The 16,728-nt window shown below is 63.8% G+C and carries 15 protein-coding genes; 8 read left to right on the forward strand and 7 right to left on the reverse strand.

Features of this window, described 5'->3' with window-relative positions; all coding sequences use genetic code 11:
- Positions 1-9: 9 nt before the first annotated feature.
- Positions 10-1,131 (reverse strand): M14 family metallopeptidase, encoded by a 1,122-nt coding sequence (locus ACQ4WY_RS06815; protein ID WP_436503335.1) that lies wholly within the window; start codon positions 1,129-1,131, stop codon positions 10-12.
- Positions 1,132-1,433: 302 nt separating this feature from the next.
- On the opposite strand from ACQ4WY_RS06815, the gene ACQ4WY_RS06820 reads away from it, so the two are divergent.
- A complete protein-coding gene (locus ACQ4WY_RS06820) occupies positions 1,434-2,096 on the forward strand; it encodes a TetR/AcrR family transcriptional regulator (protein WP_436503336.1) in 663 nt (220 codons plus the stop codon).
- Positions 2,097-2,195: 99 nt separating this feature from the next.
- Here ACQ4WY_RS06820 and scpC read toward each other — a convergent pair whose 3' ends face one another.
- Positions 2,196-3,689, reverse strand: coding sequence for a succinyl-CoA:acetate CoA-transferase ScpC (gene scpC / locus ACQ4WY_RS06825; protein ID WP_436503337.1), 1,494 nt, complete (start codon positions 3,687-3,689; stop codon positions 2,196-2,198).
- A 159-nt stretch (positions 3,690-3,848) separates the two neighbouring features.
- Here scpC and ACQ4WY_RS06830 point away from each other — a divergent pair, with 159 nt between their 5' ends.
- On the forward strand, positions 3,849-4,742 hold the full coding sequence (locus tag ACQ4WY_RS06830) for a LysR substrate-binding domain-containing protein (RefSeq protein ID WP_436503338.1): 894 nt from the start codon (positions 3,849-3,851) through the stop codon (positions 4,740-4,742).
- Positions 4,743-4,793: 51 nt separating this feature from the next.
- Here the strand turns inward: ACQ4WY_RS06830 and fucP are convergent, their stop codons facing one another.
- Positions 4,794-6,098, reverse strand: coding sequence for an L-fucose:H+ symporter permease (gene fucP, locus ACQ4WY_RS06835; RefSeq protein ID WP_436503339.1), 1,305 nt, complete (start codon positions 6,096-6,098; stop codon positions 4,794-4,796).
- A 435-nt stretch (positions 6,099-6,533) separates the two neighbouring features.
- Here fucP and ACQ4WY_RS06840 point away from each other — a divergent pair, with 435 nt between their 5' ends.
- On the forward strand, positions 6,534-6,767 hold the full coding sequence (locus tag ACQ4WY_RS06840) for a DUF3563 family protein (RefSeq protein ID WP_080698581.1): 234 nt from the start codon (positions 6,534-6,536) through the stop codon (positions 6,765-6,767).
- Positions 6,768-6,862: 95 nt separating this feature from the next.
- Positions 6,863-7,390 carry an NADPH-dependent FMN reductase gene (locus ACQ4WY_RS06845; RefSeq protein WP_436503340.1) on the forward strand — a complete coding sequence of 176 codons (528 nt, stop codon included), beginning with the start codon at positions 6,863-6,865 and terminating at the stop codon, positions 7,388-7,390.
- Between the two features lie 58 nt (positions 7,391-7,448).
- Here the strand turns inward: ACQ4WY_RS06845 and ACQ4WY_RS06850 are convergent, their stop codons facing one another.
- The 4 genes from ACQ4WY_RS06850 to ACQ4WY_RS06865 form a co-directional block, all read right to left on the reverse strand.
- A complete protein-coding gene (locus tag ACQ4WY_RS06850) occupies positions 7,449-9,155 on the reverse strand; it encodes a lactate permease LctP family transporter (protein ID WP_436503341.1) in 1,707 nt (568 codons plus the stop codon).
- 91 nt (positions 9,156-9,246) lie between these two features.
- Positions 9,247-10,692 carry a LutB/LldF family L-lactate oxidation iron-sulfur protein gene (locus tag ACQ4WY_RS06855; protein ID WP_436503342.1) on the reverse strand — a complete coding sequence of 482 codons (1,446 nt, stop codon included), beginning with the start codon at positions 10,690-10,692 and terminating at the stop codon, positions 9,247-9,249.
- A complete protein-coding gene (locus ACQ4WY_RS06860) occupies positions 10,689-11,405 on the reverse strand; it encodes a LutC/YkgG family protein (RefSeq protein WP_436503343.1) in 717 nt (238 codons plus the stop codon). Before ACQ4WY_RS06860 ends, ACQ4WY_RS06855 begins: the two co-directional genes overlap by 4 nt.
- A complete protein-coding gene (locus tag ACQ4WY_RS06865) occupies positions 11,402-12,199 on the reverse strand; it encodes a (Fe-S)-binding protein (protein ID WP_436503344.1) in 798 nt (265 codons plus the stop codon). Before ACQ4WY_RS06865 ends, ACQ4WY_RS06860 begins: the two co-directional genes overlap by 4 nt.
- 152 nt (positions 12,200-12,351) lie before the next feature.
- Between ACQ4WY_RS06865 and ACQ4WY_RS06870 the strand changes: the two genes are divergently transcribed.
- From ACQ4WY_RS06870 to ACQ4WY_RS06885, 4 genes are all read left to right on the forward strand, one after another.
- Positions 12,352-13,053 carry a FadR/GntR family transcriptional regulator gene (locus ACQ4WY_RS06870; RefSeq protein ID WP_436503345.1) on the forward strand — a complete coding sequence of 234 codons (702 nt, stop codon included), beginning with the start codon at positions 12,352-12,354 and terminating at the stop codon, positions 13,051-13,053.
- Positions 13,054-13,074: 21 nt separating this feature from the next.
- The gene (locus ACQ4WY_RS06875; RefSeq protein ID WP_436503346.1) at positions 13,075-13,548 is read left to right on the forward strand and encodes a hypothetical protein; all 474 of its coding nucleotides are present in this window, start codon (positions 13,075-13,077) and stop codon (positions 13,546-13,548) included.
- 239 nt (positions 13,549-13,787) lie between these two features.
- Entirely contained in the window at positions 13,788-14,579 is a 792-nt protein-coding gene (locus ACQ4WY_RS06880; protein ID WP_436503347.1) for a TorF family putative porin, read from the forward strand.
- Positions 14,580-14,636: 57 nt separating this feature from the next.
- Positions 14,637-16,718 carry a methyl-accepting chemotaxis protein gene (locus ACQ4WY_RS06885; protein ID WP_436503348.1) on the forward strand — a complete coding sequence of 694 codons (2,082 nt, stop codon included), beginning with the start codon at positions 14,637-14,639 and terminating at the stop codon, positions 16,716-16,718.
- The last annotated feature ends 10 nt before the right edge of the window (positions 16,719-16,728 follow it).

Genomic DNA, 16,728 nt, shown 5'->3' on the forward strand with positions numbered 1-16,728 from the left:
CAACGCCGTTCAATCCAGCGACAGCAGGATAGGCTGCAGCATGGCCGCGCCCAGGGCCGCGCTGCGCGCGCCGTTCCAGCCTACGGCCGGATCGGGCAAGTCGGCGTTTTCCTTGAACGGCATTTCCAGGGTCAGCGCCAGGCAACCGAAGTGGTGGCCGATGTATTTCGACGCCAGGGTCAGCATGTCCGACTTGTACTTGCTGGCCGCATAGCCGAACTTGTCCTGGAAGTCGGGGCTGGCCTGCTTGTAGCGCTCGATGAAAGCCTTCTGGTGCGCCGCTTGGGCCGGCGTGAAGTTTTCCAGCATTTCATTGCCGGCCACAAAGTTGTACGGCAGCGCTTCATCGCCATGGATGTCGAAGAACATGTCGACGCCCGTTTCGTGGATCTTGTTTTTCACGCACAGCACTTCCGGGCTGGACTCCAGCGATGGCGTCATCCATTCGCGGTTCAGGTTTGCGCCTGCCGCATTCGTGCGCAGGTTGCCGCGGATGGAGCCGTCCGGATTCATGTTCGGCACGATGTGGAACACGGCGCGCTGCAAGAGCTTGCGCGCGATCGGATTGGCGTCGTCGAGCAGCGAGTCGATGAGGCCTTCGACGAACCATTCGGCCATCGATTCGCCAGGATGCTGGCGCGCGATGACCCAGATTTTCTTTTCCGCCTGCGGGTTGCCGATGGTCACCATGTTCATGTCGCGGCCATCGACCGTGCTGCCCAGGTCGGATACGCGTGCCAGCGGATGCTCGGCCACTTCGCCCAGCAGGCGCAAATGGCGTTCCCACGAATACGGCTCGAAATAGGCGTAGTACACGCTGTCGAGTTCCGGTGTATGCGAGATCGTCATGACCTGGCCATCGAACGACGTCGGCACGCGGAACCAGTTTTCGCTGTCGTAGCTGGCCACGGCCTGGTAGTCTTCATAGCCGGCCGGATAGGTGGCCTGGCCCGCGTTCAGGAAGCGCATCGTGCATGCCTGGCCCCGCGCGCCCTGCAGGCGGAAGTGGAACCACTGGTGGATGTCGGCGTGGCTATCCTTGCGCAAGTTCAGGTCGATGGCGCCGGCGCTGGTGGCGCTCACCACCTCGATGGCGCCCGAGTCGAAGTTCTGGCTGATTTTAATGGTCATGTAATGATCCCGTCCGAATGTAAGTGTTCCGGCGTCGCCTCGTGGGCCAATGCCGGCGCGCTAAAAAACGCAGTGTAAGCTATCCCGCTATTTTCCGCCCTTTGGCCCCGTTCGCAAAGCCTGGTCCGGCGATTTATGCACCAATCCGGGGCATCGATGGAAAAGTGCCGGGCAAAAGCGCGAAAAATCGGTCAGCTGTTGCATCTACCGGACAAAAAACTGATTTGTAACAGCGGCTGACACATTGGCGCCGGGTCGCCCCCCTATAATTCTTGCTTTCATAGAGTCGCCAGGAAAGAGTCGTGGACAAGAAGTTAACTAATATCCAGGAAAGAAAGTTACGCGAGGCTCAGGCGCGGCGCGAGCACATCATCGACGTCGTCAAAGATCTCATCAAGAAGGGCGGCGCACGCGCCGTCTCCATCCGCAAGGTGGCCGAGGCGGCCGGTTTTTCCACCACCGTCGTATACGCCCTGTTCCGCGACAAGGCCACCCTGATCGCCCAGGCCATGGACAAGGACTTGCTGGAACTGGTGCGCGCCATGCGCACGGCGTGCGCCACCAGCACTGACCCGTGGGAACGCATCCGCCTGGTCGGCCGCGCCTACATAGAATACGGCTTCCAGCATCCCGACGAGTATTCGCTGATCTTCATGGAGCTGCGTCCGCATGCGGAAATCGATGCCGTCGAAGTCGAACACGGCAATATCGAGCAGGACCCGTACGCCTATGCGCTGCACCTGTTCGGCGAGCTGGCGCAGGCGGGCCAGGTGCGCCAGGACGAGCCGGCGCTGCACACGATGACGCAAATCTTTTGGCAATCGCTGCACGGCCTCGTGTCGCTGCGCATCGTCATGGATGCGGGCGACCCGTGGACGCCGCATCCGGAAATGAACGCGCATATCGACGACTTGCTGGCTGTCGTCACAGAAGGCATCCGCCTGCGCTTTGCACCGGCAGTCTGACCTTTGATCTGGCGCAAGGTGCGCCATGCGAAAAAATGGGCAGGCGCGATGATGTACCGCCCTGCCCTGTCCTGCCGTTATCTGCGCTGACCTGATTTATTACGCTGCCAGCATGCTCTGCGTTTCCTGGTAGCGCGTATGCCACGACAGCGCCTGCTCCAGGAGGTGCGGCGTGTGGCCGCCGCGCTGGCATGCCGCGTCGTAATACGCGCGCAATTGATCGCGGTAGTCGGGATGCGTGCAGCGCTCGATGATCAACGGCGCCCGTTCGCGCGGCGCCAGGCCACGCAAGTCCGCAAAACCCCACTCCGTGACCAGTACGTCGACGTCATGCTCCGTATGGTCCACATGCGAGACCATCGGCACGACACTGGAAATGCGCCCACCCTTGGCCGCCGATTTCGACACGAACATCGACACTTGCCCATTGCGCGCAAAGTCGCCCGAGCCGCCGATGCCGTTCATCATGTGCGTGCCGCACACGTGCGTGGAATTGACGTTTCCATAAATATCAAATTCGAGCGCCGTGTTCAGGGCGATGATGCCCAGACGGCGCACGATTTCCGGATGGTTGCTGATCTCTTGCGGGCGCAGCACGATCTTCGAGCGGTAATGGTCGATATTGTCCATCAGCTTTTGATGCACGGCAGCCGAGAGGGTGATCGACGAGGCCGAGGCAAACGCCAGCTGGCCCGAATCGAGCAGCTCGATGGCGCTGTCCTGCAGCACTTCCGAATACATCGTCATATTCTGGAAAGGCGAACCGATCAGGCCATGCAGCACGGCGTTGGCGATGGTGCCGATGCCCGCCTGCAGGGGCAGCAATTCCGGGCCCATGCGCCCGGCTGCCACTTCGCCTTGCAGGAAGGCGATCACGTGGCTGGCGATGGCCTGCGTTTCCGCGTCGGGCGGCAAGGCGTTCGACGGGCTGTCGGGGCTGTCCGTGATGACGATGGCGGCGATGCGGGCCGGATCGATGGCGATGGCCGTGCTACCCAGCCGCTGGTCGACGCGCGTGAGGGGAATCGGCTCGCGGCCCGGCAAGGTTTGCGGAATATAAATGTCGTGCAAGCCTTCCAGCGCCAGCGGCGTGGACAGGTTGATTTCGACGATGACCTGCGTTGCCTGCTGGGCGAAGGCGGCGGAGTTGCCCACCGACATGGTCGGGATGATGGCGCCCGCGGCCGTGATGGCCGTCGCTTCGATGACGGCGATATCGACGGCAGCCAGGTTGCCTGAGCGTAGCTGCTCGGCTGTTTCCGACAGATGCTGGTCGATGAACATGACTTCACCGTTGTTGATCTTGCCGCGCAGCACAGGGTCGACCTGGAACGGCATGCGGCGCGCCAGCACGCCCGCCTCGGCCATCAGGCCGTCGCTGCCATTGCCCAGCGAAGCGCCCGTGATCAGGGTCAGGCTCAGCGGGTCTTGCAAGGCGCGCTCGGCCAGCGCGCGCGGCAGGGCCTTGGCGTCGCCGGCACGGGTAAAGCCGCTCATGCCGACACGCATGCCGTTGCGGAACAATTTGGCTGCCTCATCGGCGCTCATGATTTTGCTGAGCAAGCCTGGGTGGCGGATACGGTCCTCGTACATCGTGATGCTCCTGATATTCTTAATATTCTCAAACTGGATGGCTGTCATACACCAACCCCATAAGTGGATTCAGTATAAAATCCCGGTTACATGCATGGCATGAATTAATTTCGCCAAACCCAGTCGATATTTTCATGCTTTGCCGAGGCGAGTCCCATCTTGGATATCCGTTCCCTGCGCTATTTTGTCGAAACCGTGCGCCTGTCGAGCTTTACTCAGGCGGCAGAATCGCTGCACCTGACCCAGTCCACCATCAGCAAGATGGTGCGCCAGCTGGAAGAGGAAGTGGGCGCCCAGCTGCTGGTGCGCGACGGGCGCAAGCTGACCCTGACGGACACGGGCCGCATCGTCTACCAGCACGGCCAGGAAATGCTGGCCAATATGCGCCAGCTGACCCTGGAAGTGCGCGACACCCAGGCCTTGCAGCGCGGCAGCCTGACGGTCGGCATCCCGCCCATGATCAATGTGCTGTTTACGCCAGTATTGAAGGCCTTCCGCGCGCGCCACCCGCACATCAGCCTGACCCTGCAGGAAGACACGGGCCAGCAGATCGAGCGCAAGGTGGCGGCCGGCGAGCTGGAAATCGGCATGACGGTGCTGCCGGCCGACCCGGAACTCGATCTCGTGGCGGTGACCATCGCCAGTTACCCGATCTGGGCCCTGGCCGAACCGGGCACGTTCCAAAAAAAACGCACGACACTGCCCTTCAAGGCGCTGGCCGACCTGCCGCTGGTGCTGTTAAAGGATGATTTCGCGCTCACGCGCAGCCTGCGCCAGCATTTCACGCAGGCGGGTTTCTCGCCGACGATTGCGGCCCAGAGCGGCCAGTGGGACTGGCTGGTGGCGATGGCCTCGGCCGGCCTGGGCGTGGCCCTGCTGCCCGAGCCGTTCATCCACCGCCTGGCCGGCGAACCTTTGGAGGCGGTGCGCCTCGTCGAACCGGAGGTGGCATGGCAGGTCGCGCATGTCTGGAGCGGGCGCTATCTGTCGCATGCGGCGCGCGCCTGGCTCGAGGTATGCCAGGACGTGCTGGGCACGCAGTTCGCGCACTGACAAAAAAAGGGTGGCCGAGGCCACCCTTTTGATTGATCACGACAGCGCAGCTTATTTGGCGGCGGCGTCGTTGTACATGCTGGCGTACTTCCAGCCGAAGTACAAAATGAAGGTGTAGCACAGGGCCGGCACGAGGAAGGACAGCTGCAGATTGATGTGGTCGGCCAGGAAGCCCTGGATGAACGGCACGATGGCGCCGCCGACGATGGCCATGCACAGGATGCCCGAGCCTTGGCCCGTTTGCGCGCCCAGCTTGTTGAGGGCCATGCTGAAGATGGTCGGGAACATGATGGAATTGAACAGGCCGACGGCGATCAATGCCCACATGGCCGTGTGACCGCTGGAGAACACGGCGACGAGGATCAGTGCGATGACGACGGCGGCGTTGAATGCCAGGGTTTTGCCCGGGCTGACATAGCGCATCACGGCAAAGCCGACGAAGCGGCCCAGCATGGCGCCACCCCAGTAATAGCTGACGAAATAGGCAGCGTCGGCGTGGCTGAGGCCAGCGATATGGCTCTCGCCCAGGAAGTTAATCAGGAAGCTGCCGATGCTGACCTCACCACCGACATACAGGAAGATGGCCAGCGCGCCCAGCACCAGGTGACGGTGCGACCAGATCGACACCTTGTGGCCATCCTGCGCCAGGGCAGCGGCATCGTCCGCATGCGAAATCTTCGGCAATTTTGCCAGCGCGAACAGCACCGCCAGTATCACCAGGGTAGCGGCCAGCACCATGTAAGGACCTTGCACGGAGGCCGCTTCCTTGGCGCGGTAGGCCAGTTGTTCGGCCGCTGGCAGCAGGTCGAACTGCTGCACCGTCAGCACGGTGCCCGACAAGATCAGCATGCCGCCCAAGGCCGGCGCCACGGTGGTGCCCAGCGCATTGAACGCTTGCGTCAGGGTCAAACGGCTCGACGCCGTCTGCGGGTCGCCCAGTTCTGTCACGTAGGGATTGGCCGCCACCTGCAGCACGGTGATGCCGGCCGCCAGGATGAAGAAGGACAAGAGGAACAGCGCATAGCTGCCGGTGGATGCGGGGTAGAACATGGCGCAGCCGGCGGCGGCGATCAGCAGGCCGGCGACGACGCCGCGCTGGTAGCCGATTTTCTTGATCAGCATGCCGGCCGGCAGCGAGACGATGGCGTAAGCGCCAAAGAAGCAGAACTGCACCAGCATCGCCTGTACATAGGTCAAGGTGTAGATCGAGCGCAGATGGGGAATCAGCACATCATTGAGCGAGGTCAGCAGCCCCCACATGAAAAACAGCACCGTGACAATGATCAGGGCGCCTGTATTGTTTTGCGTGCCGGCCCGTGCGGACGGTACGCCCTGGCCTTGCTTTACGTATTCCATACCTTCTCCATTTTTCAATTCCAAGTTGATCTTGCCAGGCATGGAAGCGTTTCCATCCGGGCAGCACCAGGACGCGCAAGCGCCACGCAGATATCAGCGTGGGCCATGACTGCCATCAGCGATAGGGGGCAGGCACGGCGATTCTTGCGCGCGGCAGGCGCACGGCCGACCGTTTCTCGTCAGAACGATGTCTTGTGGGCGCGGCACGCCTGCGGGCTGCGTCTGAAAACAACATCCAGGACAAAACAGTCTTGTAGTAAAACTACGATACTGCGCCGGCATTATGCCTTAAAGCCCCGTATTGCGCAGCTTTCCCGCCTGTTATTATAAAAATGAATAGCTGACATTTGAAATCAAAAGTAGCCTTATAACTTGGAATCGCTATACTTATATTGCAGTGCAGCACAACGCGGCACGCCACATAAGGAGTCTGCCATGTCTACCGCATTTACTTACCACACCACGCAAAACAGCAATATCGTCGCCACCCTCGTCCACGCCGCCAAGCGCGTCGGAGCCTGGCTGAACCAAAGCAGCGACCGCCGCGAACGCGCTTACGAAGAAGCCTACCTGGCCGAATCGACCGACCGTTACGATCTGGAATACCGCATGCGCGAACTGGCCCGCGCCAACCCGCAGCCTAGCTGGATGAGCGGCCTGAGCCGTTAAGTGACGCAGTACCCAGCCACTGATCGGCTGTGCAACATCGATAGCGCCATCCTGCTCGCCTTGCGCTTGAGCACAGGATGGGCTATACAGGCGGGATGAAAACGCCCATCACCATCCTCGCCATCGCCGGCAGCCTGCGCGCCGCCTCGCTGAACACCGCCCTGCTGCGCGCCATCGCCCAGCTTGCCCCAACGCCATTCGACATCCGCATCTATCAGGGACTCGGTGAATTACCCCTGTTCAATCCCGACCTCGACGCCGACAGCTTGCCGGCCGTGACAGGCCTGCGCGACGCCATCCTGGCGGCCGACGTGCTGATGCTGGCCAGCCCCGAATACGCGCACGGCGTAAGCGGCCCCATGAAAAACGCGCTGGACTGGATGGTAGGAAATGAATCATTCATCGACAAGCCGCTGGTGCTGCTGAACGCTTCGCCGCGCGCCACGCATGCGCGGGCGGCCTTGCGCGAAACGATAAGCACCATGTCGGCGCGCCTGATCGACGAGGCCTGCATCAGCCTGCCTCTGCTGGGGTCGGGTCTCGATGCGGATGGTATCGCCGCGGACCCGGCATTGCGCCGGGCCATCCTCGATATGCTGCAGTGCATCAGGTCATTTTCATGACCCTCTGCACGTTTCGCTATCATTTCATCTAGTTTTACTACGTACTTCTACGGATCGCTCAGTGCGGGATCATGCCGGTGAACACGTAGGCCTGCAGCATGGTGATGATACCGATGATCACGGCAAACAACAGGCTGTGCTTCAAGGTAAAGCGGAACAGGTCCGATTCCTTGCCCACCAGGCCAGTCGCCGCACAGGCGACGGCGATCGATTGGGGCGAGATCATCTTCGCCGTCACGCCGCCCGTCGTATTGGCCGCCACCAGCAAGGTGTCGGAGACGCCGATCTGGTGCGCCGTCGTGTTTTGCAGGGAGCAGAACAAGGCGTTCGAGGAGGTGTCGGACCCCGTCAGGAAGACGCCCAACCAGCCCAGGAATGGCGAGAAGAACGGGAAGGCGGCGCCGCTGCCGGCCAGCAGCAGGGCCAGGGTGGACGACATGCCCGAGTAATTGGCAACGAAGGCAAACGCCAGCACCAGGCCGATCGACAGCACGGGACGGCGCAATTCCACCACGATTTCCACGAACGCCTTGAGGCCATCGCGCGGCTTCATGCGCAGCATCAGCATAGCCAGTACGGCCGTCAGCAAGATCGCCGTGCCCACGGCCGATAGCAGGTCGAGCTTGAAGACCGCGTCATACGCCTTCGGCGCGGCCACGATGGGCATCGTCTTGATCACCAGCTGGTCCAGGTAGGGCACGTGGATCTTGATGACCAGGCTTGACAACGCGCCGCCGGCGGCAAACAGCGCCTTGAAACCGGGCAGGCTCCACACGGTGACGATGGCCGTCAGCAGGCCGAACGGCGCCCAGGCGCGCATGGTCTGCGCCGTCGTGTAGGGCGAGGCGGCGCGGCTGCCGCTGCCGCGCAGGTCCGCCTTGCCGGCGCCACCGCCAAAACCGGACAGCGCAGCCGTACCGCCGCCGACGGCATGGGCCACTTTCGCATTCTTTGGCTGCCACACTTTCAGGAACAAGGTCAGCGACACCAGGCTGACGAGGGCCGAGGTGATGTCCGGCAGTTCAGGGCCGATATGGTTCGACGTGAAGTACTGGGTCACGGCAAAGCTCAAACCCGTCACCAGTGCAGCCGGCCATACTTCGCGCACGCCGCGGAAACCATCCATCATGAAGACCAGCCAGAACGGCACCAGCAGCGACAGCAGCGGCAGCTGGCGGCCCGCCATGGCGCCGATCAGGAAGGGATCGATGCCCGTCACCTGCCCCGCCACGATGATGGGAATACCCATGGCGCCAAAGGCCACGGGCGCCGTATTGGCGATCAGGCACAGGCCCGCCGCATACAGCGGGTTGAAACCCAGGCCCACCAGCAGCGCCGACGTGATGGCCACAGGCGCGCCGAAACCGGCCGCTCCTTCCAGGAAGGCGCCGAAAGCAAAGCCGATCAACAGTACCTGCAGGCGCTGGTCGTCCGTGACGGACAATACGGAGGCGCGGATGATCTCGATCTGCCCCGTCTTCACGACGATCTTGTACAGGAAGACGGCCGTGACGATGATCCAGGCGATCGGCCACAAGCCATACGCAAAGCCGTAGCCAGCCGCCGCCAGCGCCTGCGGCACGGGCATGCCATACGCGAAAATCGCCACGGCCAGCGCCAGCGCCAGGGTGACGGCCGCCGCCGCGTGCCCCTTGATGCGCAGCGCCGCCAGGGCGATGAAGAAGAAAATGATGGGAATGGCTGCCGCCAGCGACGACAGCCACAAGCTGCCGAGCGGTGTATAAAGTTGGGTCCAGGTTTGCATGTCGGGTCTCCTCCGGTGGATGCGGGTTAAGTGAAAAAACGGCTTTTAATGTCATTGTGTGTAGCGTGTTTTTTACGGTGCTGCGGGCGGACTATTCTTCCTGCCCCCGCGCATTGAGCAGGTCGGCCAGGCTGCGCGGCGCCGGCATCAAGGGCTTGCGGTGCTGCGTCCAGCCCAGTTGCGCGCGCGGCGTCAGCATCCGCAGGCGCGTGGCGGCCCAGCGGAACAAACGGTAGCTGGCGGGGCGCGCAAAGGCGCCGCTCCAGAAGCGCCAAATCAGGCTTTCACCGCGGCTGAACTTGGCGCCCTGCCCGCGCAGCGGATGGCTGACTTCCTCGGTCGGGTTGCGGTTGGCCTCCGTGCGCAGGCGCACCAGCAACTGCGGAATCGGGATGCGCACGGGACATACTTCGCCGCAGGCGCCGCACAGGCTCGACGCGGTGGCCAGGTCGGCCGTCGCCTCAAGTCCCAGCAAGTGGGGCGAAATGATCTTGCCGATCGGCCCCGGATACGTGGTGCCGTAGGCGTGGCCGCCGATACGCGTGTAGACGGGACAGTGGTTCATGCAGGCGCCGCAGCGTATGCATTGCAGGGTGGCGCGCAGCTGCTCGTCCGCGTAAGCCTGGCTGCGGCCGTTATCTAACAAGACCAGGTGCACTTCGCGCGGCCCATCCTGTTCACCAGCGCGGCGCGGGCCGGAAATCAGGTTGAAATACGTGGTGATGGCTTGCCCCGTCGCCGAGCGCGTCAAGAGACTCGCCAGCGGCACGATATGTTCGAGCTTGGCCACCACTTTTTCCATGCCCATGATGGCGATGTGCACCTCCGGCACGGACGTCGTCAAGCGGCCATTGCCTTCGTTTTCCACCAGCCACAGGGTGCCCGTGTCGGCCGCCGCGAAGTTCACGCCGGACAGGCCGATGTCCGCCTCGACAAAGGCCTGGCGCAGGGCGCGCCGCCCCGTATGGATCAGGCTGTCGACGTCTTCCGTATAGGGCGCATCGGGAATATGCTCGGCGAACAGGCCGGCGATATCGGCCTTCGTCTTGTGAATCGCCGGCATGACGATATGCGACGGCTTTTCGCCGGCCAGCTGGACGATGTACTCGCCCATGTCCGACTCCAGGCACGTCATGCCGCGCGCTTCCAGGTAATGATTCAGTTCGATTTCCTCGCTGGCCATCGACTTGCCCTTGATGAAGCGCGTCGCGTGGTTCCTTTCGGCGATGGCGTGGATGATGGCGTTGGCTTGCTCGCCATCCTCGGCCCAGTGCACCTGCACGCCCGCCGCAGTCAGCCTGTCTTCCAGCTGCACCAGCAAATCGGGCAAGCGCGCCAGCGCGTGCTGGCGCACGGCTTCGCCGATGTCGCGCAGGCGTTCCAGTTCGTCGCCGTCGGGGAACTGGGCACTGCGCTTGTCCTGTAAAAAATCCATGGCGCCGCGAAAACTCTGGCGCAGCTTCGGGTCGTCCAGCGCGGCGCGGGCGCGCGCGTGGAAATCGGCCGGCTTGACGAATTGCATGGGCTTGGCGTTCATGGCTGGTCTCCTTCAAGGGCTGGCAAATCATCGATGATCAGCACCCACAGCCAGCGCGGGCCGTGTGCGCCATAGGCGAGGGTTTGCTGGATGTCCGACGTTTTCGAGGGGCCCGACACCAGCACCAGGTTGGCCGGCATGCCGTCCGCCCAGCGCTCGGCGCGCGCCGCCGCATGCAGGTCCGCATGCAAGGTGCTGGCATACACGAGACAGATATGCAGGGGCGGCGCCAGCGACACCGTGCGCGGCGTGGCCGCATCGGGTGCGATGACCAGGGTGCCCGTGGCGGCGATACCCGAACGGGCGACGGTAAAGCCGGCATCGACGGTATCGAACAATTCGCCCTTCCACTGCGCCAGCGGACGCTCAAAAGGCAGCGCTTCCACGCCGGCTGGCAAGGCGGCCCGCAAGGCCTGGCCTTCGGTGCCGCCGGTATCGAGCAGCAAACGGCGCGTGCCGTGCGCGTCCAGGCGCTGCGCCAGCAGCGCGGGCCAGGCATCGCTGCTCACGCAGTCGACATCCGCATGCGCGGCGCGCAAGGCTGCCTGCATGGCGGCTATCTGCTGGCGCGGCGACTGCGGCGATGCGACGCGGCGCGCCTGGTAGTGGCTGTCGATGGCCGTATCGATGGCCTCCACCGCTTCGGGCGCTGAAGGCGCGGCGGCACGCAGACGCCCCAGCATGCGCTCGCGCGCAGTCAGGGTGGCGCTCATGCCGCGCCTCCCGTGCGGCGCCACAAGAAGCTGGCCAGGTGCTCGACGGGCAGCGGCGCGCCCTGGTGCTGCGCGGCGTGGCCGATATTGAGCAGGCAGCCGCAGTCGGCCGAGACGAGCCGGTCGCAGCCCGTGGCGCAGGCCGAGGCGATCTTGTCGCTGACCATGGCGCCGGAAATATCCGGGTGTTTCAATGAAAACGTGCCGCCGAAGCCGCAGCATTCCGATTCGCGCTGGTGCTCGATGCGCGTCACGCCGGGCAAGGCGTCGACCAGGGCCACGCCATGGAGGCGCGTGCCCATTTCACGGCGCGCGCCGCATGAGGTATGCAGCACCACGTTTTCCTCCGCCTGCCCGGGGGAGGCCAGGGCCAGGCCGGCCAGGTCGAGTTTCAGCACGCAGACGAGAAATTCATTCAGTTCATACACGCGTTCGGCCAGCTCCAACGCCTTGGGCCCGGCCACCGGATCATCCTGGAACAGCTGCGGCCAGTGGTGGCGCATCATGCCGGCGCAGGAGCCGGACGGCACGATCACGGGCCACGGCTGCGCAAACAGGTCGAACTGGGCACGGGCCACGGCACGCGCCTGTTCCGGGTTGCCGCTGCTGTAAGCGGGCTGGCCGCAGCAGCTCTGGCCGCGCGGATAATGCACCAGCAAGCCTTCCCGCTCCAGCAGGCGCACCGCGTCGAGTCCCGCTTGCGGCACGAACAGGTCGACCAGGCAGGTGGCGAACAGGTACACCTGGAGCGGTGCGGGTGGGTAGTGGCGTGGCTGGCGCGGGTCTGGCTGCATGAGTGTGTCTCCCCGGCGCTCTGTGTGTTGCTGTGGCGCCGCTGTGTGTTGTTAAGAATGACCGGTTCACGCATAATTCCAGCTTCCGTGAGCCACTTCAAATTGCTCGGACCACTTTAAAACAACACCGAGAGACAGCAATGGCGACAGGCATGCAAACGCGGGGCAGGGTCGAGATGGTGATGCGCAGGCTGGAGACCGCCCTGCTGGACGGCAGCTTGCCGGCGGGCACGCAACTGCCGGCCGAACGCCTGCTGGCGCAGCAATATGGGGTCTCGCGCAACACCGTGCGCGAAGCGGTGCAGCGGCTGGCGGCGCTGGGACTGGTGCGCAGCCGGCGCGGCGCGGGCGTCTTTGTGACGGATCAATTGCGCACCGGCATGGCGTCGCCGTGGAGCCAGCTGGTGGCCGACCACCCTGCCCTGCGCGACGACATCCTGGAATTTCGCCGCGTGCTGGAAGGAGCGACGGCCTATTTTGCGGCGCAACGGGCCAGCGGGGACGAGCGCGCGCAGATCATGGCGCTGCTGGCCGAGCTGGAACAGGCACGCGCCAGCGACGACAAGCACGGCGAAGCGCAGGCCGATGCCAGGCTGCATGAAGTCATCGCGCAAGCATCGCACAACACCATGTTTCTGCACTTGCACACCAGCATCATCGGCATGCTGCGCGAACACATCACCATCAATGGCACGGGCTTGCGCCAGCAAGACGAGGCGACCTCGCTGCAACTGCTGTCGCAGCACCGCACCCTGTGCCAGGCCATCTGCGCCAGCCAGCCCGAAGAGGCGCGCACGGCCATGCAAGGCCACATCGATTTCGTGCGCACGCGCGTCACCAGCGACGACGATTGAGGCCACTGGTAGGACCAGTACATGAGCACAATAGCGGCAAAAACTGCTACCATCGCGCGCCGCCACTCCTTTCATCCGCACATGACCGTCCTCAGCCACACTCATCCGCTGGTGCGCCAGCTGGAAAACGACTTGCTGCCCCTGTTCCGCACCGCCCTGCCGCCGCTCGCGGCCGCTGCGCCGCAGGTGCTCGCCTCCGTGTTCGCCTTTTCCAGCGGCACGGCCAGCGCCTTCCAGGACTATCATTTCGGCATTTCCTGCCTGCTCGAAGCGGTGTCCGAAGATGCCCCGGAAGAAGTCGCCCTGCTGGTCAGCGTCACGGGGCTCGACAACGGCGCCCGGCTGAGCGCACAGGTCGTCTGGGGCCAGCCCTCGGGCCTGGTGGAAATGCAGGCCGCGCTACAGGCTGGCGACCTGCATGCCCTGCATGCTGCCCTGCCCGCCTTGCTGGCCAGCTTGCAGCAGGCGGCCAGCCGTGGCGCGCCGGGAATATGACAGGCGCATGAAAAAGTGCCAGGAAACAACAACTTACGATTTCCGTAGCGCAACTTTATTGACTTCCACTAGCCCTAGCCCCTATCCTTTCGGTTACGTTTGGTGAGAATGTGTGCATGTTCCTGCGAGCATGCAGACCATGTCGCCTCGCTTGCGCAAAGTCCATTCCGCATTTTTATTGCAACCATCAGGGCAACGCGCCTGGACGGCCGCTGCCGGCAAATACGGAGCTGACTGTCATGCCATCGCATCACCATTTTCCTGCAATATCCTTGCTGGGCTGCCTCTTCCTGCTGGCCGCCCTGCCCGTACAGGCGCAGACCACGGACAACACGGCCGCCACCTTCAGCGCCAATGCCAGCCTCACCTCGCAATACATTTCGCGCGGCTTTCGCCAGACCTGGGGCAAGCCCGCGCTGCAGGCGGGTGCCGACTACGCGCACCCGAGCGGCTGGTCGCTGGGCACCTGGGCGTCCACCGTCAGCGACCGCTATATCCAGGATGCGAGCATCGAATGGGACCTGTACGGCGGCTACAGCGGCACGGCTGGCGAGCTGGGCTACAGCCTGCTCGCGTATTACTACAAATATCCGGACGCCGTCTACCGCGCCACGGGCGTCAAGTACGACTATGGCGAGCTGTCGCTGGGCCTGAGCTACAAGATGCTGTACGCCAAGTACAACCATACCGTCACGCGGGATTTTTTCGGCATCACCAATGCGCGCGGCACGGCTTACCTGGACGTGGGCGCGAATGTCGACCTGGGCAATGCCTGGACCTTGAACCTGCACGCCGGCAATGGCCGCGTGGCGGGCACGGGCAATGCCATCTGGAACTGGCGCGACGCCAAGGCCGGCGTTACCAGGGCCTTCGACGGCGACTGGAGCCTGAGTGGCGCCGTCACGCGCGCGTGGGGCGCCACCGACGCCTACGACCATTACACCCTGGGCATCCCGAATGCGGCCGGTCAGTTCGCCACCTCGAACCCGGCCGCGACGACCTTCGTGCTGGCCGTCAGCAAGACTTTCTAGGCGCGCTACCCGCGACGCCCGAGACACCGATACCTCTCCCCATCAAGGAACAGCCTCATGCAACTATCACTGAACAGTAAAATCTGCGTCGCCGCCACCGCGCTCGCCATCCTCAGCCTGGGTGTCACGGCCGCGGTAATCGGCTACAAGAGCAGCGCCAGCGCCGAAGCGGCCGCTTTGGCACTGGCGCGCACCTCGACGCGCGAAGTGGCGGGCGCGCTGCAGGCGCGCATCGCCAGCAACCTGGCCAGCGTCTCCAGCCTGGCCGGCGCCATGCGCGGCACCAAAAGCGCCAGCCTGCCCCTGCAGCGCGAACAGATCAATGAGCTGACCAAGGCGACGTTGACCAGCTCGGAAGACTTGCTGGGCTCGGCCGTGACGTGGGAACCGAACGCGCTCGACGGCAAGGATGCGGAATTTGCCAACCAGAAACCGAACTACGACGCCAGCGGCCGCTTCATGCCCTACTGGACGCGGGGCGCCGGCGGCAAGCTGCAAGTCGAACCCATCGTCTTCGACCCGAAACCGGGCGCCAACGACTGGTATGACGTCCCCAAGCGCACGGGCAAGACCTACTTTACGGAACCGTATATCTACCCCGTCGATGGCAAGGATGTGCTGATGGCCTCGCTGGTGGCGCCCATCATGATCGACGGCAGCTTCAAGGGCACGGCCAGCGCCGACTTCATGCTCACGCGCCTGGCGAAAATCCTCGCCGACCTGAAAGTGATCGAAGGCGGCAAGCTGGCCCTGATCTCGAACGGCGGCCTGTACGCCAGCCATCCCGCGCCTGAACGGCTGGGCAAGAAGGCCGACGACGTGCCGGCCGCCGGCCTGGAAAAGGTGCGCCAGGGCCAGCCGTATGAATACGAGGACGACAAGGGCTACATCCACTTGCTGCAGCCGCTGCAGATCCACCCCGACATCGCGCCGTGGAGCGTGGAACTGAACTTTCCGAAGAGCGTGGCCACCGCCTCGGCGCGCGACCTGATGATCTACACCCTGATCGTCGCCCTGCTGTGCGCGGCAGCCACGGCTGGCATTTTGACCCTCGTCGTCAACCAGCTGACGCGCCCGCTGCGCACCCTGGGCCGTACCATGACGGACCTGTCCAGCGGCGACGCCGACCTGCGCGTCAAGCTGGAAGTCAAGGGCACCGACGAGCTGGCCGTCATCGGCAAGGGTTTCAATGCCTTCGTGGAAAAGATCCACGCCGTGCTGCTGCAAGTGCAAGCCAGTGCCGACAACGTGGCGCGCGCCAGCGCCGAAATTGCGCAAGGCAATAACGACCTGTCTGCCCGCACGGAACAGCAAGCCAGTTCGCTGGAAGAAACGGCCGCCTCGGTGGAAGAGCTGACGGGCACGGTCAAGGAAAACGCCGACCATGCGCGCCAGGCGAATCAATTGGCCGCTTCCGCATCGAGCGTGGCGCAGAAGAGCGGCGAAGTGGTCGGCAAGGTGATAGAAACGATGACCTCGATCAATGACTCGTCGAACAAGATCGTCGACATCATCAGCGTCATCGATGGCATCGCCTTCCAGACGAATATCCTGGCCCTGAACGCGGCCGTGGAAGCGGCGCGCGCGGGCGAACAGGGCCGCGGTTTCGCCGTCGTCGCCACGGAAGTGCGCAACCTGGCGCAGCGCTCTGCGGCCGCGGCCAAGGAAATCAAGCTGCTGATCGACGATTCCGTGGGCAAGGTGGCCGCCGGCAGCAAGCTCGTCGATGAGGCAGGCGCCACCATGGAGCAGGTCGTCGACAGCGTGCGCAAGGTCACCGCGATCATGGCCGACATCAGCGTCGCCACCACCGAGCAAAGCGACGGCATCGCCCAGGTCAACCAGGCGCTGGCGCAGATGGATGGCGTGACGCAGCAAAACGCGGCCCTGGTTGAGGAAGCGGCAGCGGCCGCCGAAAGCCTGCAAGACCAGGCCAGCCATCTGGCCGAGGTGGTCAGCGTCTTCAAGCTGGGCGAGCAAGCGCGCCAGGTAGCGCCGACTGCAACGCCGGCAGCAGCGCCGCGCGCCGTCACGCCAAACACGTCAGTGCCAGCCAAACGCCTGAGCGTTGCCAAGCCGCAAGCGGCACAGCGCCCCCCCGCCAAGGCAGCGGCTGGCGATGACTGGGAAGAGTTTTAAGTCGGCCATC

It is taken from the genome of Janthinobacterium salmonicoloratum (assembly GCF_051380845.1).
GTDB classification, from domain to species: domain Bacteria; phylum Pseudomonadota; class Gammaproteobacteria; order Burkholderiales; family Burkholderiaceae_D; genus Janthinobacterium; species Janthinobacterium lividum_F.

Bases quoted from the DNA above. Each gene is read 5' to 3' on its own strand.
- ACQ4WY_RS06815 (WP_436503335.1), bottom strand. From the start codon at position 1,131: ATGACCATTAAAATCAGCCAGAACTTCGACTCGGGCGCCATCGAGGTG.
- scpC (WP_436503337.1), bottom strand. From the start codon at position 3,689: ATGTACGAGGACCGTATCCGCCACCCAGGCTTGCTCAGCAAAATCATG.
- fucP (WP_436503339.1), bottom strand. From the start codon at position 6,098: ATGGAATACGTAAAGCAAGGCCAGGGCGTACCGTCCGCACGGGCCGGC.
- ACQ4WY_RS06840 (WP_080698581.1), top strand. From the start codon at position 6,534: ATGTCTACCGCATTTACTTACCACACCACGCAAAACAGCAATATCGTC.
- ACQ4WY_RS06845 (WP_436503340.1), top strand. From the start codon at position 6,863: ATGAAAACGCCCATCACCATCCTCGCCATCGCCGGCAGCCTGCGCGCC.
- ACQ4WY_RS06850 (WP_436503341.1), bottom strand. From the start codon at position 9,155: ATGCAAACCTGGACCCAACTTTATACACCGCTCGGCAGCTTGTGGCTG.
- ACQ4WY_RS06855 (WP_436503342.1), bottom strand. From the start codon at position 10,692: ATGAACGCCAAGCCCATGCAATTCGTCAAGCCGGCCGATTTCCACGCG.
- ACQ4WY_RS06860 (WP_436503343.1), bottom strand. From the start codon at position 11,405: ATGAGCGCCACCCTGACTGCGCGCGAGCGCATGCTGGGGCGTCTGCGT.
- ACQ4WY_RS06865 (WP_436503344.1), bottom strand. From the start codon at position 12,199: ATGCAGCCAGACCCGCGCCAGCCACGCCACTACCCACCCGCACCGCTC.
- ACQ4WY_RS06870 (WP_436503345.1), top strand. From the start codon at position 12,352: ATGCAAACGCGGGGCAGGGTCGAGATGGTGATGCGCAGGCTGGAGACC.
- ACQ4WY_RS06875 (WP_436503346.1), top strand. From the start codon at position 13,075: ATGAGCACAATAGCGGCAAAAACTGCTACCATCGCGCGCCGCCACTCC.
- ACQ4WY_RS06880 (WP_436503347.1), top strand. From the start codon at position 13,788: ATGCCATCGCATCACCATTTTCCTGCAATATCCTTGCTGGGCTGCCTC.
- ACQ4WY_RS06885 (WP_436503348.1), top strand. From the start codon at position 14,637: ATGCAACTATCACTGAACAGTAAAATCTGCGTCGCCGCCACCGCGCTC.